We start from the raw sequence: 23,605 nt of genomic DNA, 5'->3' as shown, positions 1-23,605 counted from the left end.
TTTTTAGCCATTGTGCAAGTCGTGAAACTCTATTATATAACCTTTATATATAACTAAAATTTAAATTACCTACTATATAATAGTTATATATATGACATTCACGACCTGCACTTCTTGTATTTTTACACAAAGTCTGACTTTAATTTAAGTCCACTTATCACAATCCCTTGATTAGTTTTTCTCCTCATAAATCCATTGGATGAAAGAGCAGAATAAAAATCTGTTGTTGACCTTACATAATCACCAGTTCTTAAACAATAGGTCCTATATTCTTGATAGACTTCTCCAGATTTTTCTTCAAAGGAAGAATCAATCTCACAACACTCATTTAAGAAATGCTTGAACCAGTTATTTGATTCCTTATATTCATTGATGGCATCAGCCACTTTTTTAGGTAAGCTGAATTTAAAATCTTCATAAATAGCTTTTTTAGCACCCTCAATTAACCACTTGAGAACTGCTCCTCCAGCCTTATCTACTAAATAATCAGTGTAATTTTTAATATCACTACTTCCCTCTATCTTTGCCTCAAAAGGAATGACAATAAGTCTCCTCCAAGTTCCTTCATCTAAGGCGCCCACCTTTGGTAGGTGGTTAGTATATAGGACAAGGGTATGAGAAGGTATGAACTTAAATGGATCTCGATATTTTTTCTCTGCTACAATCTCATCTGTAGAACAAAGCTGTTTTACATTTGAAGTATTAAGTCTTAATCCCTCTTGAAGTTCAGCTGCAATTAAAAGTCTTTTACCTCTTGTTTCTGCAAGTTCTGGTTTGGCATTTCTCTTAGAATTAACAGTAAGAATATCTGCTGAGATTGACCCACTATATAGATTTAGAACTCTAGAGATAGTATTCCAAAAAGTGGACTTCCCATTTCTTCCATCACCATAAGCTATAATTAGAGCCTCAATATAGACCTTTCCGATTAGAGAAATACCAGCCACTTTCTGCACATATTCTATAAGTTCTTTATCTTTTACAAAAAAGGTATCCAGGGCATCAAGCCATATATCCATATTTTCATCACTAGGATCTACAGAGGTTTCTTTGGTTATATAGTCATCTGCCTTATGCTCTCTACACTCTCCAGTTTTCAAATTTACTGTAAATGAGGGAGTGTTTAACAAGAACTCATCCACATCAAGTTTTCTTTGGTCTATTTCGAGCATGGGTTTTGATTCTTTTAATGTTGCATGGATGGCTCTGGTGTCCCCTCGTTTTACAGTATATTTCTTATATGCTTCTAAGAACATGAGCTTATAATATAGAGATTTCTGATTGTCATTAAAAGATGCCAAGGCTTTCTTCTCACTCATAGAAGAGATTGTTTCTCTAACACCAGATTTCTTTATATCTTCTTCCATTTTTAGAAACTCGTTGTCTATTTCTTCTAGTTGCTTCAGAACCAATTCTTGAGAGTATCCTTGTGCTTTTAGTTCAGATTCCTCCCAGTAAGAGTCGTTGTAAACAAGAAAACCTGTAGAAGGAGAAAAACGAATTCTATCTTGGTATTCTCTTACAAAAACTTCTGCTTGACCTATGTCTGAAAATTCAGAAGGCCTTAAATTTATGCCTTCAGTGTATTCTTCAGGTGGAACATAATCTTCACTTGCAGCTACCTTTTTATAAAATTTACAAGCTGACCTCCATATTTGTTCCAGTTCATCATCTGGGAGTGGTGGTGAACAAAGGCTGGCTTTTTTATCAAATAGTTCTCTTGCCTCATCTGTATTTCCATATCGAATGAGAACCCTACCTGCAAAATGGTTCATGGTTGAATTTCTAGAACCTTGATGAATCAAGTCTTGAGAGTTATCAAAGTCTTCAAAGTTATCTTTTAGAATTTCTGTCACATATTTACTTCCCCTAACTATTTCAACGGCAGGATTCTTAACTCCAAAGAAAAATCTCGCTCCATCTAGTGCATTACCATCAAAGAAAGTATAAGTCTCTGCCAACCTTTCTTTGATGCCTACATATTCAGCTAAATTTGTGATCTTAGGAATTGGAAAATATATGTGCATTCTTGGTCTTGCAGCTTTTCCATTTTTTTCTTTTCTATGGTTTCTGCTGTAAACTATGGCAAATTTAACTCCATCAAATATTCTCTTTAAATCATTCATTGAAATCCAATCATCTGGATTTTCTGAATGGTCGTTGTCTATATCCATTGGAATGCATTCTGACTCTATAAAATTATCATTGGACCTGTAGGAATTTTTATACTTAGCCATTACATGGTCAAAACTCGCAGCTTTCTCAAATGACCTAACATCTACTGCATTGACCTCATTAGGATAAACACAGTTTGACTCCACTCCTATTAAATTTGAGGTGTATATTTTCAATTAGGCTACCCCCTTTATATGGCGAATCTTCATTTTTCTCTTCTCAGCAACTCTTATTTCTTCTGCCATTCCAGGACTTATGTTGTCACCAAAGACCCATACTTCTTCACATTTTCCTAAAAGGACATAATTAAAATGCATGGCAAGTCTTCTTTCACTTTTATCACTCATAAACTGAGGAAATAAAAGATGCGATGCTATTGGTATATTTCCTCTATCCAAGGCATAGCGAGAATAAGTTCTTGCCTTGATTACATTATTTTCTACATCTCCAGAAAATGGACTGCAGATATATACCAAGGGATAGTATTTCTTCTCTGCATTTTTAATTGCTTGATAAGGAGTGGGATCCTTGCACCCACTCCCGTTGTATAGTTCCTTATTCATAAGTATCCCTCATTGTTTCACTACAAGTATTACAGCAAACTTGGGTAGAAACTAAATCTCCCTCTTCCAATACTTCAACTAAATCTACTCGAACTTCTTTTCCACACTTTGGACAGGTGCAAAAAACATTCTCATCATTTATTTCAATGCTTACTTCCATAGAATCATTTATCTTTTCTTTAACATAAAACATGAATAAACCTCCATTAGTCTTTCTTATAAAATTCACTTTCAAATCCATCTGCATCTAAGATAAGTCCAGGTGCCCAGCTAGGAACTATGGAAATGATTTCATTTATCTCTTCGATACTAGATGAATCACTTTCTATTACAACTTCGTCATGGATATGCATGACGATATTAAATTCTTTCTTCTCAAGTCTCATCATAGCCTCAGCTAAAATATCTCTTGCGATGGCTTGAACTATGTTTTCTACAAATTTACCGCCGTAGGATTCTATCTTGTCCCACTTATTTCCTACTACGATTCCCTCATAGACTATTGACTCTCCACCAAATCGATTCATCCCTATTTTTGCTTTTGGATAAGCAAGTCTTCTTTTTGAGGGTAGTTGTATAAAAAGAATGCCTTTTTCATAGCTAATAACTAGGCTCTTATATTCTTCTTTAGTTCTAGTCTTTACAACTCTTTTTACGACTGCATCTATGTCCCACCAAAGACTCACTATATTTGGATTAGCCTCTCGCCAGGAATCAACTATTGATTGAAGTTCATCTTCAGACAAACCCATCTCAATACCACCCATTGCTTTAAGAGCACCTAAGGCCCCTTGATAACCACAAGCTAAAGTCGCTATCTTTCCTTTTTGTCTAAGATGACCATTTACTCCATGCTTTTCAACTGGCACTCCAAACATCCTCGATGCTGTTCTGCAATAGATATCTTCTCCATTTTCAAAAGCATCCAATACCCATTGTTCTCCTGCGATCCATGCAAGGACACGGGCCTCTATTGCTGAAAAGTCTGAAATAATAAACCTGGTGCCTTCTTTTGCTATAAAGGCCGTCCTTATTAATTGGGATAAAATATCAGACGGGGATTCATATAGAATTTCCATAGTTTCGTAATCTCTATTTTTTACAAGACTTCTAGCTAGGTCTAAATCTTTTAGATTGTTTCTCCTTAAGTTTTGAACTTGAATAAGCCTTCCTGAATATCTTCCAGTTCTATTTGCACCATAAAATTGGATCAGCCCTCTTGCTCGATTGTCTTTTCCTTTTACATTTTTCATAGCATCATATTTTCTAACTGAAGATTTAGATAATTCCTGTCTAAGTTCCAATACTTCTTTAATATCTCCTTCAGCATTTTTAAGAGCAGACTCTACATCTTTCTTAGCTAAGGAATCTATCTCTAAGCCTTTTTTATTTAGCCATTCTTTTAGCTGTAAGGGAGAATTTGGATTTTCAAGACCAGTTAATTCTATGGCTCTGTCCATATTTTCTTCTCGTAATATTTCATCAAATTTAATAGCTGAATCAACTAAAGATTCATCAATTAAAATTCCTCTATCATTGATGTTTTGGTCTATCCAGTAGTTTTCCCATTCTGATTGAGGCATAGGAAAGGCTGATATTTTTTTCTTTATCTGCATTTCTGTTTCCACATCTCTTTGGTTATATTCCTTAAAGGTAGACCACTTTTCTAAGTCGTGATGTGGTAGATTTCTTGTCCTCATACCATTTGTCTTAGTTGGTTTACAAGGAATAGAAAAATATCTTATAAGAGCCTTGCCTTCATTCATCTTTTGCTTATCTAGTTTTAAAACCTCTCCTACTTTTTCAAGCGATAGAGGTAACCCTAAATAGGCTGACCAAATCATTGTGCAATACCAACCTTGAGGTTTTAGTCTCTTACCTAAAAACCTAGATAGACACACCCTTTCAAAGTTTGCATTAAAGGCCCACTTTTCTACGCTTTCATCACTAAGTGCTAATAGTATTTCTTCAGGAATAATCTCTCCACTTGCTAAATCTACTACCTTAACTTCTCCATCATCAATAGAATAGGCAAAGAGGAGGATTTCAAAATCCTCACTCTCAGCATATTTGTATACACCACTTTTGCCTAAGTCAACTGAAGAATAGGTCTCAAGATCTATGGACAATTTCTTCATAGCTATCACTAAGCTTTGTTAATTCTGCTAAATTATTTTTTCTATCTTCTTTTATTTGTTTTTCTATTTTTCTGATATCTCTATCTAGTTCTTTTAGCTGAGCTTGTAAAAATCCAAGCTTATACCATAAAAAGGACCAAATAGCTAAAACTATCGCTGTAATTAAATAGTCCATTTCTACCTCCTATGCTAAGAAATCTTCGTCATCATCGTCCATAGCATCGAAGTCATCTGCTGCATTAGACCTATTTCCTAGAGGTTGACCATCTCTTAGTTTTTGAATATTTCCGAGGCCAACGGCCACTCCTTTATTCCCATTTACATTGTAGGCGTAGAAGTTAAGGGATACCCTTGCATAAACTCCTGAGTAGACTTCACTTCTATCAAGAATTGGCTCTACGTTTCTATCTACAATTTGAGGTGCTGTCATAGAGTTGGCATTTAAGAAGTATGCATCTGCATATGCCTCATCATCTTTTTCTGTGTCACCATCCCTTAATGGAAGTTTGATAGCTTTTTTATTTGGTTTCTTGCCATTAAATTTAGAAAGCCCTTCATCAATAGCAGCATCTACTGCTTTTTCAATTTTCTCAATTGTCTTTTGGTCGCTCTTTGGGATAATGACAGATACTGAGTATCTTTCTTTACCGCCATTGATTGACTTTGGTTCCCATCCGTTAAAATATGATAATCTAACTTCACCTGTAATTACTTTTGTTTTATTTTGCATTATTAAATCCTCCAAATTCTTCTTTCACATTTTCAATTACAACTTCTTCTCTTTTATCATTAATGTTCACTAAGGTAAGTTTGCCTTTTGGTTTTTCTAATAAGTCGCTGATATTTTCATCAAAGACTTTCTTACCTAGTAACTTAGTCATAGCTGTAATGCCAAGTAACTTCTCTTCAAAGGGATTAAATCCCAGTTCTTTTACTTTTTTTACAACTTCATCTTCATCTCGGTATTTTCTATTAGACCTACCTTCGACAAGTTTTAGATCCTTCCATCTATGACCCTTCATTGCTCTTTCTAAAGCGTAAGCCTTGATATCTTTGACCCATTGTTCCAGTTCGTCTAGTCTTGGTAAAATCTCTTCAATTTCATCGTCAGATAGTTCTGGTGGTAGAGTAAATTCATCTTGTGCTAGTTTCAGATTCTCTTCTGCTCTTTTCCTGCATCTGTTCTTTGCTTTGCAAAAGATGCACCATTCTCCACATGAGAATTCTCCTTCTCCTTTGTAAGCTTTCTCTGCAATCTCTCGTACAGATTCTCCCCACTTATAAAGTTCTATCTTATTGATTTCATAAGTTGATATGTTACATCTTCTTGGTTGATATATGTGAAGAACTACTTTCTCGATATCATAAATTCCATCAAAGAGAGTCAATGCACCAAGTCCGTATAACATGAGTTGTGAATTATCTTTAGCATCTACTAAAACTCCCTGACCATACTTTAGATCTATTACATGAAGTTCTTTTCCTCCAACAACTACACAGTCAGCTGTACCAAATGACTCTTTAACATAGTCTGATAGGTCAAGTCTTTCTTCCACGAATACGGCTGTGCTTTCATACCTACTTATAACTTCCGTTACATATGAGGCATATCCTTCGGTTAGGTCATCCATTTCCTCATCATAAAAATCCAAATCATCAGAAGGATCTTTTACATTAAAGCCTAATATCTTTTTTAGCTTGTATTCTGCTAAGGCATGAGCCGATGTGCCTTCAAGTGCATAGGGACTAACTTCATCTTCATATTTTTGAGAGAGCCTAACGCTTGGTGGACAGTGAATCCAGCGTGAACTACTTGATGCAGATAATATTGCGTGATCGCCCATCAGAGTTTCTCCACATCTGCTACCAAGTCTTTATATTTACTTGGATCAATTTCAGATAACTTTTTAGCCCCATACTTTTCTAAAAGTTCTCTTATTTTTGCTGTATGGCCTAATCTTGATTTGTCAGCTAGTATCTTTCTAACATCTTCAATCTCATAGATCTTTTCTTCTTGCTTCACCTTTTCTTCTTTAGGTAGTTCCTCATCACTTTCTAGTGCTGTTAGAAGGACACCTATACTAGATGCAAGATTCTCTGCATCTTCTTTGATTTCCATTAGTAGCTTTATTCTTGACACTTTTTTCTCCTTTCTCGATTTCTCTAACATCCACTGAATCAACTGTCATCCCAGGGTCTAATAGATAAATTTGTCTGTAGCCTCCAAACAAAAATTTTATTAATCTGTTTGGAATTTTTCCGACTGCACCTTTAAGGACATTTGTCTTTTGTCCTTTCTCATTTGTTACATTGATGATTATTTTGTGCCTCATGTTTGCCTCCTTTCTGAAAGGGTCATCTCCCTTACAAATCACAGGCAAAGAAAAAGGACGAGTTTTTAACCTCGTCCTAAAATATTTAAAAATTATTTTTAATTGTCTCTTTTGCCTTGTCCAAATGTTTCTTAACCGCAGCTGAAGATATGTTCATTAAATCTGCAATTTCTGACTGCTTGTATCCATCCACAAACATCAACTTGATTACTAATCGCTGTTTATCCGTTAATAAAGAAAGTATATTTTCCATATGCTCCGACCATTCAAATTCTTCATTCATGTCTTTGGATTTAATAGTTGCTATTAATCTTTTATCTGGATCAATATCCCCATCGTTATCGAAATCAAGAGATAAGTTATAGTTTCTTGGGAATCTTTCCTCTACTTCTCCTTTTAACAAATCCTCATTAGGTTCATATCCATGACTCTTTTTAAAGTCGCTTATAAATTCTTGTTTCCACGCATCTATTTCAGCTTTCTCTTCTTTAGTTCGTTCAGGTCTTAGATTCTTGTTGTTATAGTAAACTTCACTATCATCTAAAGCATGTAGTTTTTTGATATCCACTTCTGTTATCCCATCTTTTCCTGGTTCTAATTCCACTTTTGTTTCATCTGCAAACCTATAAACATACATGGTTCTTTCGTCAGATCTAGTCTTTCTAATTTTCAAAATATTCCTCGCTTTCTTGCCTGATAGCAAGGAGCGAGAAATACAAATTTTACCTACAGTTTATGGAGCATAGTTGTCTTTCACCTAAAAAGGCCATAAGAAACTAGAGGTACTCCATATACTTCTTTCAAAATTGATTGAAATTAGTTTATATGTGTATCTCACGCCCTTATAGCTAATCAGGCTTGATATAATTTGTAATAAAAAAAGCCTAATTCATCCGTTAAGATAAATTAGGCCGTCTTGCAGCTCTTAAAAATTTATGCTGATTTTTTGTAACTCTTTATGTCGTACTCTGTTTTATCTATTCTTTTAACTAAGGTGATACATCCACCTCTAGCTAGTTGAATACTTTGCCCGACTTCAAGTCTAACTTTAATTTCTTGTTTTTTATAGATATTTTGTAATATCCCAGTTTCTGCTTCAATTTTACAAATAAGTTTATTATTTGCATCTTTTACTTCTTGAATTTCTTTAATAGGCATCTTCCTTTCTTTTATATTTTAGCTTGCGGTAAAATAACTTCTATATTAGTGTTGATTGGATGGAACGTGTGGCTTAAAAAAAATAGAAGTTATCTCGTTCCATCTATTCAACATAAATTATACCACATGTGTTGATTGCATGCAACACTTGTGCTATAATATTATTATAAGGAGGAAGTTTATGAAAGACACTTTGGGAAAGGTTATATCCAATAGACGTGAAGAGCTAGGCATCTCTCAGCGTGAATTGGCAAAAAAAGTAAAAATTAGTAATTCTACTGTTTCGAGAATTGAAAACGACGATAAAATAACTCCAGATAATAACACTCTTAAGGCTATATCTGAAGTTCTACAAATCGACTATAACTATCTGCTTGCCTTAAATAAGCAAATAGATGATGAACCAGAAATTCGTATTATTCAGAGAGCAGCAAGAAGCATGGATCAAGGAAAAAAAGAAGAGATGTTAAAGGTATTAAAGAAGCATTTTGAAGAAGAATTTGGCAGTGCAGATGGAGATATGCAATAGTGAGGTATACTCCAGATTATAAGATTTCCCTAGAGAAATCATATGAATTATTGGAAGATGCCGATATCTCTGAAATTCCTGTTGATTTAAATAAAATTATTGATTGCTTTAGCAATGAAATCAGTGTAAAAACTTACTCTGAATATATGAATGATGCTAACTGTTCTTTACAAGATGTGATTGATTTTTTCGATAGTAATTTAGGCGCCTGTAGTTATAGACCCGATACAAATAAGTATATTATTTATTATAATGACGTGGATAAAACTGAAAACTGGATTAGATTTACCATAGCTCATGAACTAGGACATATTTTTATTGGCCATCACCAAATGTATGGTGTTGATGTTCTGTCCAGAAAAGGTGTTAGTAAGAATAAATACGAAGAACTTGAAAAAGAAGCAAATAATTTTGCTAGAAATCTATTATCACCAGCACCTCTTGCTGAACAAGTTGTTGTGTTTGAAAAAAAGAAAAATCCTAGCACACTATCGGATTTATTTAGCATAACAGTCCGAGCTGCTGAAGTTAGATTACAATATATTTCAAGAGACTTAAGAGATTTTTCTAATTCTATGCTTTCTTTTTTTAAAAACACATTTAATCCTCTCAGTATATATTGCCCTGAATGCGGAATGGAACATGAAAAAGAAGCAGACTATTGTGTTAATTGTGGTTCCAAGTCTTTGGCCTTTGGTTTTAAATATCAACCTTTAACTGATGGTATAGATTCTACTAAATATGATACGTGTATTATTTGTGGTTATAGAAACTCTAATCGCAATGCAAAATTCTGTCCAATTTGTGGAGTTCCCATATCTAACACTTGTTCAAATAATAAGGATCACAATGTTAAATTAACCGATTATTACTGCTCAACGTGTGGAAGCACTACTACAATGAAAGACCATATACAAGAAAATAACCAGGAAAGAGGTGAGATAGATATGATTTATGATGATGGTGTAGAATTTGATGAATCAACAATGAAAGTAAAAATTTGTCCTAAATGCGGAAATGAAGAATTTAGTGATAATGCATTGTTTTGCAAAATATGTGGAACGAACTTATATAATGATTGTGAAGGAATTCATACTCAGAATTTTAATGGTTTTGATGATATTGTTGAAATACATCATAACCCAAGTAATGCCAGATACTGCGAAACTTGTGGGGCTAAAACAATATTTTTTATAGATGGAATCTTATGCGACCACAGTGAATACAATAAAAATTTTACTGATGATTCTAATTCAGGATTTGATTTTCCAAGTGATGACCAGCTTCCTTTCTAACTAAAAGAACTAGCCTATTTATTTTTGGCTAGCTCTTTTTTTATATTTTATATGTCTATTCTGTCCACTCTCCTATAAATATCTATTCTGTCTACACACCCCTAAGATTTTTACTATTAATATATTCCCACAAGGTGTTTTTCTAATAGAGAAATGGCTTTTAGGATTTCTTCTAAAACCCCAAAAGCCATTGATTTCAACAGTCTTATATCCTGTTATCTTATTTTCTTGACATCAATACTACAGTCTCAACATGCTCATCATTGTCCAAACCTATGTTGAGGTTTTCTTCTATAATTGGGAGCTTGAAAGTAATTGATTTTAGCCATTGTCCGTTAGGTTGTTTTTCTTCATAAACTTGAATTTCAGAGATCAAAGCTGTAATTAACTGCCTACGCTCTACATCATTCATGACTTTATAGAGTTTATCAAAATAGATCAGAACCTTATATATGTTATCTCCTGTAAGCTTTTCAGCTTCAATAGTTTGTTTCTTTGCTTTTGCATCAATTAACAATGATTCTAATTCTTCAATCTTATCGTACATGCGATAAAGTCTATCATCTAAATCCTGTTTCCTTCTCTTATAATGCTTGTCATCAACATCTAAATTATCTATTTCCTCAATTAGCTTAAACTTTGTGGAATGACTCTTCCTCAATTCTTTCTGGTAATTATCTATCTCTTTTTCTATTTCAGAGGTATCTACCTTCATGTTGATTTTTTCTTGCATCATAGAAGCAAATTTTGGATTGCTTACTATCTTTATAATTACCTCAGCAACTGCATCATCTAACAATTCTTCTCTGATTTGTTTATTGTAAGTGCATTTATGACCTCGTATCATCTGCCTATGCTTACATCCATAGTAATAAAAATCTTTATACTTTGTGCCATCTTTCTTTTTCTTGATACACTTGTTCCCAAACATTCCCACTCCACATATCGGGCATTTTACAATTCCAGAAAGCATGTGTGTGCGTGTATCTTTTCCTTTATTAACATGCTCATATTTCTTTGCTTGAGATTTTAGCTTAACCTGAGCAGCTTGCCAAACTTCATCGGAAACTATAGCTTCATGTATCCCTTCAGATATTAGATATTCATCTTGTTCAACCTGCTTATATTCATTTCTTGTACCATGAACTTTTTCTAAAGTTCTTCTTCCAAATGCTATTTTCCCATTATATACAGGATTCTTTAATATCTTTCTTATAAGACCTGCATCAAACAAAGGATTCTTACCGTTCTGTCTTGGGATTTTTCTAATTCCATGATTCTCTAAGTATTTAGATATCCCATTGGCTCCTATCGTAGTATTTACATACTGGTCGAAAATCGTTCTTATGGCAACTGCCTCTTCCTCATTTATAAACAGCTTGCCATCTTCAAGTTTATATCCATACGGAGCAAAGCCACCATTCCATTTTCCTTCCCTTGCTTTTTGAATGCGACCTTCCATTGTTTGAATACGGATGTTTTCTCTTTCTATTTCAGCCACAGCTGATAAAACAGAAATCATTAGTTTCCCAGCATCTTTAGATGAATCAATGCCATCTTCAACGCAGATAAGATTAACTCCATAATCCTGCATTATCTGAAGTGTAGAAAGAACATCAGCGGCATTTCTTGCAAATCTTGATAACTTAAACACAAGAACAAAAGACACTCCATCTTTTCCAGATTTTATATCTTCCATCATTCGATTGAACTGTATTCTGCCTTCAATAGATTTGCCAGACTTTCCGGCATCTTCATACTCTCCGACAATTTCGTAATCGTTGTAAATAGCAAAGGCTTTCATTCGTGATTTTTGTGCCTCTAACGAATACCCCTCTATCTGTATTGACGTAGATACTCGTGTATAGAGGTATACTTTTATTTTTTCTTTTGACATAGCATTAACCTCAATATAACTTGTCTATATCATATATAGTTTAGGATTTTTGAATTTGAGTTTGGACCATCATTTCAAGTATATTATAACACTTTTATTAGTCCGTCTCAATTTGTGTTTTTGCCATGTCAAAACTATTTTTCATCTCTTGATTTTTTACTGGCGTTGGATTGGGCAGATTATCTAAATCTAAAACACCAGCATATTTTGTAATCAGATTTGCAATTAAATCAGCCAGTCCATTCCAGTCACTATCCACAGACACCCCTCCTTCCTTTACAAACTTTCTATAATCAAAATATGTTTTCTTCAATATTTTAAGTTTAACGACTTTGGTAGGTGCTTGGCAGCAACATAGGAATCTCACCTCCGCCTCTTATTCCAGACGAGCCGGCTTAAACTATTGAAGTATCATTATCACTACTTGATTCATCGAACAGGTCGCCACATCTGTTTTTATGTATTCTTATTTATCGCTCGCTTTCTTGTTTCCTTGATTTCTCAGTATTCATAAAACCAAAATTTCTTTCAGCAGAAAGGTCATGGCGTAAGTCATAATCCTCCACAAGTAGATAAAGTCCTACCTTTGGTCTATTCAGTTGTCAAGGAACAATTGCCTATTGGCTTTCAGAGAGATTTTCTTTTAAGTTATTCTTGAAAATAATTCTTCAATTAAATTAAGAGGACAGATCTCCCTTCACTTTATAAAAGGAAAATCTGCCCTCATGCACAAGGCGATTACTTCATAAATTCTTCCAATAGCACCCTTAGTTTTTTAAGAATGCTATTTTTTCGCCATTGTATAGCTTGATAGCTCACTTTCTTACTTCTTGCTACACTCGATAATGTTTCGTCATTAAAATACAAACGCTCTATGATGTCCCTTTCTTCATCATTCAGCCCTGACATAGCCTTTCTGACTGTTTCAATTAAGATCTGTGTTTCAATTATCTTTTCTACATCCACACTTTCATCAGCAAGGTTATCTACAAAATTCCCGTCATGATCCAATGATGAAAAAAAGAGCAAGTGGTTTTTCTTGTCCACCTGCTCTAAATACTTTTCGTGTTCTTTTTCTCGCCAGTAGACTTTATATATCTGCTCGCTGACTTTAACCCTTTGTCCGTTGACATAAAGGTAATATTCTTTTGGCATTTAATTTCCTCCATTTCTTTTTTGTCTATTTGTTTTTCAGACAAAAAAGGAGGACTCCTGCATCTCGGCATAAGAAGTCCTCTAAAATGAACGAAATCTGTATTTTCTCTTAGCTTGTTTAATGGGTTAGCAAAGTATTTATAAAAGCATAAAGATATTAGGGTTACGGAGAAAAAGGAGAATTTTTATTATCCTGATTTTTCTTTAATAAATAACATATTTTCATCCTTTATCCTCCATATTATATTTAAAGGTTTTACATAATTGTTCCTTCCTAAAAAGTTTTGTTCTATCACCTAAACGAGCAAAACCAAATTATCAATTACGAAAAATATATAACCTCATCGCATACCTCTTCTAAAAATTCATAGTCATGAGATATTATTAAAATCAAATCTTTCTCTTCTTTGAAATTCTTTATATTTTCAGCAACTACTTTCATGCTTGCATAATCTAATCCGCTTGTAGGCTCATCAAAAAACAACAGACTTTTATTTGAAAGTAAAGCCGATAGAATAAGTACCCTCTGTTTCTGCCCTCCCGATAAAGTGTGAGGGTTCTTTTTCTTTAACTCGGCAATTTGCATATCTGCCATGCAAATATTTATTTTTTCATCGTCTGTATCCGATGTTAAATTTATTTCGTCATAAACTGTATCCGTAAACAGCTGATTATTTACTTCTTGCATAACTAATAAACTGTTTTTGATTCTGTTTTTGGAGCTTAATTGCCTACCACACTTGTAAATCCTTCCCGAAGACTGTTTCTCAAGTCCGCAAACAATTCTTGCAAAAGTAGACTTTCCTATTCCATTTTTTCCAATTATTCCTATAATCTTTCCCCTTTTAAAGTTTAGGATATCTATCTTCAAAATAGTTTTCTTTTTTCTTTTATATAACAAGTCATATATTTCCAACTCAGTTACATTTTTTAAGGTATTCGTTTTTCTTTTAAAGTTTCCATCTTGAAATTCAGTATGTCTAAGCCCTGCTTTTAACCTTTCTTCTTCAGTTAAATTTTGAATTTCTTCCATACTGTATTCTTTGATTATTTCCCCACTCTCCAAATATATTGCTCTATCAACAACATTTTTCAGATACCATAGTCTGTGTTCAGCGATTATAATTGTTTTACCTGCCGCTTTCAGTTTTTCTATTATTTTTGATAGTTCTCTCATAGAGTCAATATCCAAACTGGAAGAAGGTTCATCAAAAACAAATACTTTCGGGTCTAAAGCGAACACACTTGCAATTGCAATTTTTTGCTTTTCTCCACCTGAAAGTTCAAATATATTTCTGTTCATTAACGCTTCAAGGTTGAATATGTTTTTAACTTCCTCAATCTTTTTGTTTATCTCTGCCCTATCCAATCCATAATTTTCTAAACCAAATGCAATTTCGTCAGTTGTATTGGTTGTATAGAATTGTGTTTTGGGATTTTGAAAAACCGAGCCTACATTCTTAGATAATTTATAAATTGGTGTAGTAAATGTATTCATACCATTGACCATAACACTGCCGGAAATGTCCCCATCATAAAACTCAGGTATTATGCCGTTCATAAGCTTTAATAGAGTCGACTTTCCGCAACCGCTCCTGCCACATAGAAGAATGCATTCCCCTTTTTTGATTTTCAAGTTTATATCTTTTAATGAGTAATCAGATCCTCCCTTGTACTTAAAACTTAATTCTCTAATTTCAATCATAAATCCCACCCTGACACTTTCATAAATATTACTATTGATAAAATTAAAATCATAAGAATTAAAACGCCAATGTCATTTTTTCTAATCTTAATTAGGTGTCTACTTGTTTTTTGAACAGGAGCATCAAGCCCCCTTATAATGGCTGATTGGGATAGCTCATCCCCAATTTCTATTACACTTACGAATAAGGGTACAAAAAAGTATTCCATTGTCGCAGCAGTTCTATGAAATAAATTATAAATACTAATGCTAATCCCTCTTGTTTTCATCGCCATATTTATATGACTCCATTCGTCTTTAATAGTAGGCAAACATCTAAATATTACAGAAATCATTATGAGCGAGTCTTTTGAAAGTTTTAATTTTTGTAAAGTTGACACTGCACTGGAAACAGATGTTGAATTTAAAATCCATTTACCCACGATAATACATGGCAGAAATTTTCTTCCAATTGCTAAGATAAATAAAATTAAATTCAAAAGAAAATTCATGCTAAAATAGGCTAAAGATTTTTCCAATACTACACTTATTACAAAAAATAAAATATACCTTATAGCGGATTTTTTATAACCATCGCTAATAATAATGACAAGGAAAAATAATGTAATAAGGCTTTGATAGATCCAATCAAACCCTAAAAAAATTAAAATATTCGCACCTATAAGCAAGATAAGTTTTGTTCTGAGGTCATATTTTGACCCCAGAACAAACTTTGAATTTTCCATTATAAAACTCCTGCGGATTCCAACTTTTTATTTAGTATTTTCTTTGTAAAATATGAACCAATCAAAGAGAATATAAATGTGCCTATAATCATAACTGGTAACATCCATATTGGTGTCCATGCTCTTACTGTGTTACAAAAGCTTTGATCTAAGCCACCTTTTATTACACTTTCAAAAAATGCTTCTCTCATAACCCAAATTGGTAAAAATCCTCCAAATAAGTTTAGAGAAAAAAACATATGACTAATTGTATTTTTCTTAAAGTCTGTATAATTCCCACCTTTTGCTATGAACATAGCAATTATTCCGGCAGGCACTGCCACTAATGGTGCAATTGGAATATGTCCAGTTGCAACTAATAAAATACTTGGTAAGATAGCTGCGATTACAATAGCAGTGGCTGACTTTGTTTTTGCAAGAAGCATATGATAGGTTGGTGCAGCAAGTAGTGCTACAAGCATAGGCATTAGTAAAAACAAAACAGGGACAGGCATAGATATTGCCCCAATAACTGCATATGTTACAAAGTAAAGTGCAATTAAAACACCAGCTGTAACTGCATTTTTTGATGATTTCTTTTGTGTTTTCATAAGTTCCCTCCTTTAAAATTGATTGTTACTGTACAATCTTCCATTCTTTAGACTTTTCTTGATAATTCCATAAGTCTTTATATAGTCCTTCATTTTTAATAAGTTCTTCATGCTTCCCAAATTCCTCTACCTTTCCTTTGTTTAAAACAACAATTTTATCAGCTCCCATTACGCTTCTTAATTTATGGGCTACAACCACAACTGTTTTATTTTTAATTAAATTTGATATGGCTTCTTGTATAATAAGTTCATTTTCAGGATCAAGCGAAGATGTTGCTTCATCAAGTAGTATTATTGGGGCATTTTTTAATATTGCTCTCGCTATTGATATTCTTTGTTTCTCACCTCCAGACAGAGTCGCTCCTCCTTGTCCAATCATAGTTTCAAATCCATCATCTTTTTTGACTATAAAGTCATAAGCTCCTGCCATTTTTGCAGCATTCATGATTTCATCTTTACTTGCATTTTCATTACCAAATTTTATGTTGTTATAAATTGTGTCTTTAAAAAGATACACATCTTGAAAAACAACAGAAAATTTATCCATTAATTTATCAGGGTCGGCTGTTAGCAAATCTACCCCACCAATTTTAATTGTCCCTTCATTAGGATCAAAAAATCTGGAAATTAATTTAATTAGTGTAGATTTTCCAGAGCCAGAGTAACCAACAAAAGCAGTTAATTCATTTTCATTAATGTCTAATGAAACATTATCGATAACCTTAGATTCCTTGTAAGAAAATGAAACATCGTGGATTTCAATTTTGTTACTTTCGTTTACATCGGAATTTCCTGACATAGGTTTAGCGTTAAGTAAGTTAATGATTCTCTCTCCTGAAACTGATGCCATTTGTAGACCTGTATAATTTACAAGTGCAAGCTCCAAGGGATCAAAAATCCTTGTGCCTACAAATAAGAACATTAAAAATGTATCAATTTCCAAAGATCCATTTATAAATAAATAGGAACCAACTAAACTCATCAAAGGAAGTCCTATTCTTAAAATCATACTTGCTATAGTAGTTAATGAACCAACCCCTTTCTCACTCTTAATATTTGCATTTCTTGAGTTATCTATATCTTCTTCAAGTTTTGTTAATGTATCATTTAAGCTGTTATAAGCTTTTAGAGTCTTAATGGCATCCAAATATTCATTTATATCTTCTTCCTCTTTTATCCTCATTTTCTTTGTTTTTAAATAAATTTGTTTCTGAAAGTTTTGCATGAGCATAAGAAGTAGAACAGAAATAGGTAGTCCTATAAGAGTTGCTATTCCCATTTTTACATTAATTATCAAAAATAATATCGAGCAAAGAATCGCTACACATATACCACTGAAAAATTGAGGCAATTGATGCGTTACTGCCGTTTCAACTTTGAAAAAATCATTCATTAATGTATCTAAGATCTCTGCCGAGCTTTTCCCTGAAATATAACCTATTGGCAGCTTTCTTATGTGGTCTGCAAGCTCTATTCTTCCATCTGCACTTGTCTTGTATCCAAGTTCATAGGTATATTTTGTGGCTAAATTTTCCAATAAGAATGTTATTAAGAAAAATACTGCCATTATCCCAAAATACTTCCATAAAAGGCTCGTATCTATACTATCTGCACCTCTATTTAAAAATAGTGTTTCTACAATTTTCGCCAAAGCAATAAATGGTATAAGGTTGGAAATAGATGCCAAAACATTTAAAATAATTGATTTTCTTATATTATTCATCTTTCCTAATGTAATATTTCTTATCATTCATTCTCACTCCCTTCTATATCCATTTGCCAAATATTTGTCTTCTTATAAATATCAAAGAGTCGCTTATATATTCCATCTGCAAGGATTAAATCTTCATGCTTACCTCTTTCTGCAATTTTTCCATCAGATATTACTAAAATTTGATTTGCATTCTCTATGGTATTTAACCTATGAGCAATCATGACAACTGTCTTATCTTTAACCAATTCAGACAAAGCTTCCTGCATAAGATATTCATTTTCAGAATCAGCAAAACTTGTTGCCTCGTCTAATACTAATATTGGTGCGTCCTTTAAAATCGCTCTTGCTACAGCAATACGTTGTTTCTCTCCTCCAGATAAATAAGTCCCTTTACCCAAAACAGTGTCATACCCATCAGGAAGTTTTACAATAAAATCATGACATCTTGCTTTTTTACATGCTTTTATGACATCCTCTTTTGTAGAACCTGTCTTTGCCATAGCAACATTATTGAAGACTGTATCTGTGATAAGATCACTGTCTTGAAAAACGAATGCTATCCTCTCCATTAAGGCGTTCATCGGAATATTTTTTATATTAACTCCACCAATTTTAATAGAGCCTTCTGAAGGATCGTAAAATCTGGGTATTAGCGTTCCAATGGTAGATTTGCCTGCTCCCGAATAGCCAACTAATGCTGTAACTTCTCCTTGTTTAGCACAGAAGCTTATATTCTTTAAAACCTCTTCATCTCCATAAGAAAAGCTTACATTCTCGAATTCAAGATCATGACCTTTTATCTCTTCCTCGATATTTTCAATTGCCAATTCTTTTTGATCTATAATTTCGTAGATTCTCAAAACAACTTCATTTAGTAAATTCATTCCTTCTGCAAAATCTCTAAGTTTTAATGCAGGTACGCTAATGGCAGGTGCAAGAATCAAATAGAAAATAAAAACTGTAGCAAAATCCAAGTTATTATTTCGTGACATTAAAAGTATTCCTACTGGAACTATGAATGTAGCAACAGATAAAATAAACATTCTAAATGAAACAAATCCCGGTCTTATCATTGATGTCATCGAACTTGTAAAGTCTCTATATTCTCCTACTGACTTTGAAAAAGTTTTAAATGATTTTGCTCCTGTTCCAAATATTTTCACTTCCGGCATACCTTTAACGTATTCAGTAGTTGCTGAATTAATTTGATCCAAAATCGCAAAGTTCTTCTCAAGTCCACCCGACTTTATAATCTTTGCCATGATTGCAATCTGAATTCCTAAACCAACAAATATAATTAACAAAGTCGTAAGACCTAATATTAAATTTATCTTCAACATAACAATTATCATTGCTAAAATTAGTGCTAAAGTTGAAATTAAATTTGGTAATTGATGAGAAAAATATCCCTCAATTTGATTCATGTCCGATCCTAATACTTGCCTTATTTTTGACTTGTTGTCTCCGGTAAAAAAACCTAAAGGAAGATTCCCAATATGAAATAATATCTTCTTTTTTAAGTTAGCTATTAAAACATATGAAAACTTATGGCATAAAATACCGCCAATGTAAGTTAAGCAATATGCCAATACCACTGTTGCAAGTCCATAGGTGCAGAACTGTATTGTACTTTGTTCTAATTTTCCATATAAAAATAGAGATTTTATGACTTTGTATATCACCAAAATTGGACAAATACTTAATAGCATACCAAGACTAACAAATAATATCCCTCCTACAAGTTGTCCTTTTTTTATTTCACTGTAGGAAATAATATCTTTGATTGATTTCTTCTTTTTCATCTAAAACATACCTCCTTACCGAACGAGTTCGTTCATTTGCCTTAAAACTAATACAAGGAAAACACCATTGATGTTTCCCTTGTAAAATACTTATATTTTATTTTTCTCTAATGAGGTCTTTGAAATAGTTCGCTTATTATTCCAAAGGCTTCACTTGAATTTGTTTTGTTTTCTCCCTTAATAATATAGTCATTATATATTGTTCCAACAGCTCCGTATAAAATAAAAGCTGCAAAACTTCTCACATTTTCCCTGTTTATTCCCATATTATTTTCTATTTTTTTATTTTCAATTCCTTCAATTATAAACTCTGAATAGACATCTATAAATTTTCCAATGTAATGAATCAATTCCCATAGCCTGTACGAGTTATCTGTAATTGAATTCTCTTTTGAAAAATTATATCTTGTTGTAAATTGACTGATATCTTTTACTATGAGATCTCTTAGAATTTTTATTCTTTCTTCGTAATCTATTTCCTTGTTTTGAAGGATACCTAACTTATTTTTTAATTTTTCATCAAAGTATGTTTCCATACACGCCAAGAAAATATCTTCTTTTGATTTGAAATAATAATAAAACATTCCCGGCGCTCCATTAACTTCTGCGAGAATATCTCTAACAGAAACTTTCTCATACCCATACTTTTCAAAAAGTCTGGATGCTATGTTTATAAGCTCCTGTTTTCTTTCTTCTGGATCTTTTACATTTCTCTTTACCATAACCTCACCACCTATTGACCGACACTCGTTCTGTATAGTTATATGTTAGTCTAATCTAACCGTTTTGTCAAGAGTATAGTAGAAAATCATACTTAAGTATGATATAATTACCAATGATTTTAATATATGCTTAATGCTTGAATTCTTTTGTAGCAAGCACAGTAAGTGTACGGACACTTACGAAAAATTGACGAAGCAGCCCTTGGGGATCTGCTTCTTTTTTTATCAATTTTTAGCTTGTTAGGGAGAACCCTAAGACCCCGAAATACACTCAAAGGAGGAATTAACTATGGCAAATAGAATAAGAAACGAAAGACTTGAAATTAAACTAACTGAAGAAGAAAAGGCTATTTTTGAAGAGAAAAGAAAAATTTCAAAGTGTAGAAACATGAGCCATTTCATCCGCAAATGCGTTTTAGAAAAGGAAATTTATCAAGTGGATTTAGAGCCTTTCAGAGATTTACAGGGCTTACTTTCTAATGCAACAAACAACATCAATCAGATTGCAAAGCGAGTAAATTCAACAGGTGTAATCTACAAAGAGGACGTCAGTGATATAAAAAAAGAGATTGAACATTTCTCAAAAGAGCTGTGGCTAATTCATTCACTACTTCTGAAAAGAACATCTGAAACGGAAGGTGAATAATGGCTATTACAAAAATACACCCAATAAAATCGACTCTTAATCTTGCTATCGACTACATTGTAAATGGAGATAAAACAGATAAACAGCTTTTAGTCAGCACTCATAAATGCCACGAATCAACTGCTCACACTCAGTTTTTAAGGACACGAAATGACGCAGGAACAAAAGGAACCGTTCTTGCAAGACATCTCATTCAATCATTTTTACCGGGAGAAACAAGTCCTGAAATGGCTCATCAAATCGGTATGGAGCTGTGTAAAAAGATACTCAAAGATGAGTACGAATTTGTCTTATCTACTCACGTAGATAAGGGGCATATCCACAATCACATCATCTTCAATAATGTAAATATGGTAACAGGTAGGTGCTACCAGTCTAACAAGAAAAGCTACCACCAAATCCGTTATCATAGCGATAAGTTATGCAAAGAAAATAACCTATCTGTCATTGACGAGTTTTACGAAAGCTATAAGAAAAAATATAAGATTAGCGGTAAATCTTGGTATGAAAATGAACAGGCAAAACATGGCACTTCTTGGAAAAGTAAGCTTCAATTTGACATTGATAGGATGATAAAACAATCCAAAAACTGGGATGAATTCTTAAAGAAGATGGATGATCTTGGCTATGAAATCAAATACGGTAAGCACATTGCTTTTAAGCCAAAAGGTAAGGCGAGATTTACAAGGGCTAAAACAATCGGAGAAGATTATACCGAAGAAAGATTAAAAGAACGAATTGCAGAAAGAGAGTATATCAAGACTCCTGCTGTCAAAAAACGTATCGGCAATGTTATTGACATGAACACCAATGCAAAGGTAAAGGAAAGCAAAGGCTACGAATATTGGGCAACCAAACATAACCTTAACACAATGGCTGAGTCTGTTATTTATATCAGAGAACATGGCATTAAATCCGTTAAACAGCTTGACGAGTATATTCAAAAAGCAGCCGATGAAAGGCAAAATATACAAGAGAAAATCAAGGCTATTGATAAGGAAATGCAGAAGTTTTCTACCACTATGGAACAAGTTCATACCGTTAAAAAATACAGAGCGTGCTACAAGGAATATACTGCTAATCCATCTGACAAGGCATTTTTTGAAGAGTACAAAGCTCAGATTACCCTATATGAAAATACCCTTTCAGAACTCAAAAAATCCTATTCCAAGCTCCCAAATTCAAAGGATATTTTAGCTGAGCTTGATAAATTACAAGAAAAAAAGAATACCCTTATGCAAGAGTATTCTTCCTCAAAATCCACTATGGACGAGCTTTATAAGATACGAAAAAATTACGGAATTTATATGGGTAAGGAGATGGAGAGATAATCTTTATCTCCTTTTTTCGCAAATAAAAAAAGAGTCGGTGCAGTCCCAAGGCCACACCGACCATAAGTTTATCTCTCAGCTTCTTTTGATGTTTCTTTCTTCTCTTTATGCTTTTCCTTATCTTCAGCCTGATATTTTTTGATAGCTCCAAGCACAGACTCTTTCTTTTCATCTCGGCCTTTCATCTGTTCCTTTGCCTTTAAGAGCTTTGAAGAAAGTATCCTGATGTTAGTATGTTCCTTGCCGTTATCGTCAACGGAAGTTCTAATCTGTCCAAAGAGTTTTACAAAATCTCCCTGCTTAAAATCTTTTGGAATATCACCCTTTTCTCCGTATGCGGAGCAATTATGATATACCTTATTGCCCTCATCATCTTTAGATACAACAGAGAAATTTGCCACCTTAAAGGCTTCTCCATTTTTATTTTCTCTTTCAACTGCATCGATCTTTCCTACAATATTTCCAACGATATTGACAAGATTATCTTTCTCCTCTTGAACATAAGGAAGATCTTTAATCTGCCCCTGTTCTCTTAAATCTTCAATCATGTAATCAAATTCCTCATGCAGTAAATTAAGGCTGTCATTGTCCATATAAGCCTCATAGAGCTTATCCAAAGCACTTTCATCGTTGATACCTTTTTCCATGCTGATAACCGCCTTAACAAAGTCCTTGTGGTTATCACTTACAATATCTTCTATCTGATTTCTCATTGTTTTGTAATCCATGTTTTTATCTCCTTTCATGGTAAAAGGGAGGTTTCCCTCCCTTATCGTACATATTCCTGTTCTTTTGCAGTTTGTTTTTCTTCTGTTTTACTTTCTTCCTGATAGGCTCTTATCTGTCCTAAGATAGATGGTTTATCACCCGTTTTCTGTGTGGCTTCCTCTTTGGTATGCAAATTATCTTCAACATCATAGGTTGACTCAAAATAATCGCTGTCCTTAAAGTCATTGTCATATCTGTCAGCAATTCCATCATTATCAAGGTCTTTAGAAAGTGGATCATAGAAGTTACATTCATCATCAATTTCAAGTCCCATTGCTTGCTTTAATTCTTCTTCATCTACCGAAACAAAGGTATTAAACTCTCCATTTTCCATTTCAAATTTTATGACATCAAGAGCC

The 23,605-nt window shown here is 33.4% G+C and carries 25 protein-coding genes and 1 pseudogene; 4 read left to right on the top strand and 22 right to left on the bottom strand.

Going from position 1 to position 23,605, the window contains the following annotated elements:
• Positions 1-122: 122 nt before the first annotated feature.
• From ABDJ34_RS05355 to ABDJ34_RS05305, 11 genes are all read right to left on the bottom strand, one after another.
• Positions 123-2,351: a phage/plasmid primase, P4 family gene (locus ABDJ34_RS05355; RefSeq protein ID WP_412701628.1), complete on the bottom strand. Its 2,229-nt coding sequence runs from the start codon at positions 2,349-2,351 to the stop codon at positions 123-125.
• Positions 2,352-2,738, bottom strand: coding sequence for a DUF7768 domain-containing protein (locus ABDJ34_RS05350; RefSeq protein ID WP_412701627.1), 387 nt, complete (start codon positions 2,736-2,738; stop codon positions 2,352-2,354). It abuts the gene before it with no gap.
• On the bottom strand, positions 2,731-2,931 hold the full coding sequence (locus tag ABDJ34_RS05345) for a hypothetical protein (protein WP_316277288.1): 201 nt from the start codon (positions 2,929-2,931) through the stop codon (positions 2,731-2,733). Before ABDJ34_RS05345 ends, ABDJ34_RS05350 begins: the two co-directional genes overlap by 8 nt.
• A gap of 13 nt (positions 2,932-2,944) precedes the next feature.
• Complete coding sequence (locus ABDJ34_RS05340; RefSeq protein WP_412701626.1) at positions 2,945-4,876, bottom strand: DNA polymerase; 1,932 nt, start codon at positions 4,874-4,876, stop codon at positions 2,945-2,947.
• Positions 4,851-5,051: a hypothetical protein gene (locus ABDJ34_RS05335; protein ID WP_002834902.1), complete on the bottom strand. Its 201-nt coding sequence runs from the start codon at positions 5,049-5,051 to the stop codon at positions 4,851-4,853. Before ABDJ34_RS05335 ends, ABDJ34_RS05340 begins: the two co-directional genes overlap by 26 nt.
• Positions 5,052-5,060: 9 nt before the next feature.
• Positions 5,061-5,606 carry a DUF2815 family protein gene (locus ABDJ34_RS05330; RefSeq protein WP_044565544.1) on the bottom strand — a complete coding sequence of 182 codons (546 nt, stop codon included), beginning with the start codon at positions 5,604-5,606 and terminating at the stop codon, positions 5,061-5,063.
• Entirely contained in the window at positions 5,596-6,720 is a 1,125-nt protein-coding gene (locus tag ABDJ34_RS05325) for a DUF2800 domain-containing protein (protein ID WP_412701625.1), read from the bottom strand. The genes ABDJ34_RS05330 and ABDJ34_RS05325 overlap by 11 nt, the downstream gene beginning before the upstream one ends.
• On the bottom strand, positions 6,720-7,016 hold the full coding sequence (locus ABDJ34_RS05320; protein ID WP_019192416.1) for a hypothetical protein: 297 nt from the start codon (positions 7,014-7,016) through the stop codon (positions 6,720-6,722). Before ABDJ34_RS05320 ends, ABDJ34_RS05325 begins: the two co-directional genes overlap by 1 nt.
• Positions 6,958-7,209, bottom strand: a complete 252-nt coding sequence (locus tag ABDJ34_RS05315) for a hypothetical protein (protein WP_068370048.1) — start codon at positions 7,207-7,209, stop codon at positions 6,958-6,960. Before ABDJ34_RS05315 ends, ABDJ34_RS05320 begins: the two co-directional genes overlap by 59 nt.
• Before the next feature lie 85 nt (positions 7,210-7,294).
• Positions 7,295-7,882: an RNA polymerase sigma factor gene (locus ABDJ34_RS05310; protein ID WP_316263969.1), complete on the bottom strand. Its 588-nt coding sequence runs from the start codon at positions 7,880-7,882 to the stop codon at positions 7,295-7,297.
• Between the two features lie 260 nt (positions 7,883-8,142).
• Positions 8,143-8,367 (bottom strand): hypothetical protein, encoded by a 225-nt coding sequence (locus tag ABDJ34_RS05305; protein ID WP_049690752.1) that lies wholly within the window; start codon positions 8,365-8,367, stop codon positions 8,143-8,145.
• A gap of 181 nt (positions 8,368-8,548) precedes the next feature.
• Between ABDJ34_RS05305 and ABDJ34_RS05300 the strand changes: the two genes are divergently transcribed.
• Both ABDJ34_RS05300 and ABDJ34_RS05295 read left to right on the top strand, forming a co-directional pair.
• Complete coding sequence (locus ABDJ34_RS05300; RefSeq protein ID WP_412701624.1) at positions 8,549-8,896, top strand: helix-turn-helix domain-containing protein; 348 nt, start codon at positions 8,549-8,551, stop codon at positions 8,894-8,896.
• Between the two features lie 50 nt (positions 8,897-8,946).
• Positions 8,947-10,191 carry a double zinc ribbon domain-containing protein gene (locus ABDJ34_RS05295; RefSeq protein WP_412701623.1) on the top strand — a complete coding sequence of 415 codons (1,245 nt, stop codon included), beginning with the start codon at positions 8,947-8,949 and terminating at the stop codon, positions 10,189-10,191.
• Positions 10,192-10,411: 220 nt separating this feature from the next.
• Here the strand turns inward: ABDJ34_RS05295 and ABDJ34_RS05290 are convergent, their stop codons facing one another.
• The 9 genes from ABDJ34_RS05290 to ABDJ34_RS05250 form a co-directional block, all read right to left on the bottom strand.
• Positions 10,412-12,088 carry a recombinase family protein gene (locus tag ABDJ34_RS05290; protein ID WP_412701622.1) on the bottom strand — a complete coding sequence of 559 codons (1,677 nt, stop codon included), beginning with the start codon at positions 12,086-12,088 and terminating at the stop codon, positions 10,412-10,414.
• 97 nt (positions 12,089-12,185) lie between these two features.
• A complete protein-coding gene (locus ABDJ34_RS05285) occupies positions 12,186-12,347 on the bottom strand; it encodes a hypothetical protein (protein WP_412701621.1) in 162 nt (53 codons plus the stop codon).
• Positions 12,348-12,826: 479 nt separating this feature from the next.
• Positions 12,827-13,243, bottom strand: coding sequence for a sigma factor-like helix-turn-helix DNA-binding protein (locus tag ABDJ34_RS05280; RefSeq protein ID WP_412701620.1), 417 nt, complete (start codon positions 13,241-13,243; stop codon positions 12,827-12,829).
• A 322-nt stretch (positions 13,244-13,565) separates the two neighbouring features.
• Positions 13,566-14,948, bottom strand: coding sequence for an energy-coupling factor ABC transporter ATP-binding protein (locus ABDJ34_RS05275; RefSeq protein ID WP_412701619.1), 1,383 nt, complete (start codon positions 14,946-14,948; stop codon positions 13,566-13,568).
• Positions 14,945-15,673, bottom strand: coding sequence for an energy-coupling factor transporter transmembrane component T (locus ABDJ34_RS05270; protein WP_412701618.1), 729 nt, complete (start codon positions 15,671-15,673; stop codon positions 14,945-14,947). Before ABDJ34_RS05270 ends, ABDJ34_RS05275 begins: the two co-directional genes overlap by 4 nt.
• Complete coding sequence (locus tag ABDJ34_RS05265) at positions 15,673-16,263, bottom strand: MptD family putative ECF transporter S component (protein ID WP_002836898.1); 591 nt, start codon at positions 16,261-16,263, stop codon at positions 15,673-15,675. The genes ABDJ34_RS05270 and ABDJ34_RS05265 overlap by 1 nt, the downstream gene beginning before the upstream one ends.
• Before the next feature lie 25 nt (positions 16,264-16,288).
• Complete coding sequence (locus ABDJ34_RS05260) at positions 16,289-18,013, bottom strand: ABC transporter ATP-binding protein (RefSeq protein ID WP_412701617.1); 1,725 nt, start codon at positions 18,011-18,013, stop codon at positions 16,289-16,291.
• Positions 18,010-19,779, bottom strand: a complete 1,770-nt coding sequence (locus ABDJ34_RS05255; protein WP_412701616.1) for an ABC transporter ATP-binding protein — start codon at positions 19,777-19,779, stop codon at positions 18,010-18,012. The genes ABDJ34_RS05260 and ABDJ34_RS05255 overlap by 4 nt, the downstream gene beginning before the upstream one ends.
• Positions 19,780-19,886: 107 nt before the next feature.
• The gene (locus ABDJ34_RS05250; RefSeq protein ID WP_412701615.1) at positions 19,887-20,501 is read right to left on the bottom strand and encodes a TetR/AcrR family transcriptional regulator; all 615 of its coding nucleotides are present in this window, start codon (positions 20,499-20,501) and stop codon (positions 19,887-19,889) included.
• A 289-nt stretch (positions 20,502-20,790) separates the two neighbouring features.
• Here ABDJ34_RS05250 and ABDJ34_RS05245 point away from each other — a divergent pair, with 289 nt between their 5' ends.
• Together ABDJ34_RS05245 and ABDJ34_RS05240 are read left to right on the top strand one after the other, a co-directional pair.
• The gene (locus ABDJ34_RS05245) at positions 20,791-21,147 is read left to right on the top strand and encodes a plasmid mobilization protein (protein WP_412701614.1); all 357 of its coding nucleotides are present in this window, start codon (positions 20,791-20,793) and stop codon (positions 21,145-21,147) included.
• Positions 21,147-22,478 (top strand): relaxase/mobilization nuclease domain-containing protein, encoded by a 1,332-nt coding sequence (locus ABDJ34_RS05240; RefSeq protein ID WP_412701613.1) that lies wholly within the window; start codon positions 21,147-21,149, stop codon positions 22,476-22,478. The genes ABDJ34_RS05245 and ABDJ34_RS05240 overlap by 1 nt, the downstream gene beginning before the upstream one ends.
• A gap of 68 nt (positions 22,479-22,546) precedes the next feature.
• Here ABDJ34_RS05240 and ABDJ34_RS05235 read toward each other — a convergent pair whose 3' ends face one another.
• Positions 22,547-23,206, bottom strand: a complete 660-nt coding sequence (locus ABDJ34_RS05235) for a DNA-binding protein (RefSeq protein ID WP_412701612.1) — start codon at positions 23,204-23,206, stop codon at positions 22,547-22,549.
• Between the two features lie 41 nt (positions 23,207-23,247).
• A pseudogene (locus ABDJ34_RS10000) lies at positions 23,248-23,559 on the bottom strand (helicase); the annotation flags it as partial.
• Positions 23,560-23,605: the final 46 nt, after the last annotated feature.

The organism is Finegoldia dalianensis, from assembly GCF_046255015.1.
In the GTDB taxonomy this organism is placed as follows: Bacteria; Bacillota; Clostridia; order Tissierellales; family Peptoniphilaceae; genus Finegoldia; species Finegoldia magna.
Note: the sequence above shows the minus strand (reverse complement) of the source record. Positions and strands in the feature narration are given on the sequence as shown.

Bases quoted from the DNA above. Each gene is read 5' to 3' on its own strand.
- ABDJ34_RS05350 (WP_412701627.1), bottom strand. From the start codon at position 2,738: ATGAATAAGGAACTATACAACGGGAGTGGGTGCAAGGATCCCACTCCT.
- ABDJ34_RS05345 (WP_316277288.1), bottom strand. From the start codon at position 2,931: ATGTTTTATGTTAAAGAAAAGATAAATGATTCTATGGAAGTAAGCATT.
- ABDJ34_RS05340 (WP_412701626.1), bottom strand. From the start codon at position 4,876: ATGAAGAAATTGTCCATAGATCTTGAGACCTATTCTTCAGTTGACTTA.
- ABDJ34_RS05335 (WP_002834902.1), bottom strand. From the start codon at position 5,051: ATGGACTATTTAATTACAGCGATAGTTTTAGCTATTTGGTCCTTTTTA.
- ABDJ34_RS05330 (WP_044565544.1), bottom strand. From the start codon at position 5,606: ATGCAAAATAAAACAAAAGTAATTACAGGTGAAGTTAGATTATCATAT.
- ABDJ34_RS05325 (WP_412701625.1), bottom strand. From the start codon at position 6,720: ATGGGCGATCACGCAATATTATCTGCATCAAGTAGTTCACGCTGGATT.
- ABDJ34_RS05315 (WP_068370048.1), bottom strand. From the start codon at position 7,209: ATGAGGCACAAAATAATCATCAATGTAACAAATGAGAAAGGACAAAAG.
- ABDJ34_RS05305 (WP_049690752.1), bottom strand. From the start codon at position 8,367: ATGCCTATTAAAGAAATTCAAGAAGTAAAAGATGCAAATAATAAACTT.
- ABDJ34_RS05300 (WP_412701624.1), top strand. From the start codon at position 8,549: ATGAAAGACACTTTGGGAAAGGTTATATCCAATAGACGTGAAGAGCTA.
- ABDJ34_RS05290 (WP_412701622.1), bottom strand. From the start codon at position 12,088: ATGTCAAAAGAAAAAATAAAAGTATACCTCTATACACGAGTATCTACG.
- ABDJ34_RS05280 (WP_412701620.1), bottom strand. From the start codon at position 13,243: ATGCCAAAAGAATATTACCTTTATGTCAACGGACAAAGGGTTAAAGTC.
- ABDJ34_RS05275 (WP_412701619.1), bottom strand. From the start codon at position 14,948: ATGATTGAAATTAGAGAATTAAGTTTTAAGTACAAGGGAGGATCTGAT.
- ABDJ34_RS05270 (WP_412701618.1), bottom strand. From the start codon at position 15,673: ATGGAAAATTCAAAGTTTGTTCTGGGGTCAAAATATGACCTCAGAACA.
- ABDJ34_RS05265 (WP_002836898.1), bottom strand. From the start codon at position 16,263: ATGAAAACACAAAAGAAATCATCAAAAAATGCAGTTACAGCTGGTGTT.
- ABDJ34_RS05260 (WP_412701617.1), bottom strand. From the start codon at position 18,013: ATGATAAGAAATATTACATTAGGAAAGATGAATAATATAAGAAAATCA.
- ABDJ34_RS05255 (WP_412701616.1), bottom strand. From the start codon at position 19,779: ATGAAAAAGAAGAAATCAATCAAAGATATTATTTCCTACAGTGAAATA.
- ABDJ34_RS05250 (WP_412701615.1), bottom strand. From the start codon at position 20,501: ATGGTAAAGAGAAATGTAAAAGATCCAGAAGAAAGAAAACAGGAGCTT.
- ABDJ34_RS05245 (WP_412701614.1), top strand. From the start codon at position 20,791: ATGGCAAATAGAATAAGAAACGAAAGACTTGAAATTAAACTAACTGAA.
- ABDJ34_RS05240 (WP_412701613.1), top strand. From the start codon at position 21,147: ATGGCTATTACAAAAATACACCCAATAAAATCGACTCTTAATCTTGCT.
- ABDJ34_RS05235 (WP_412701612.1), bottom strand. From the start codon at position 23,206: ATGGATTACAAAACAATGAGAAATCAGATAGAAGATATTGTAAGTGAT.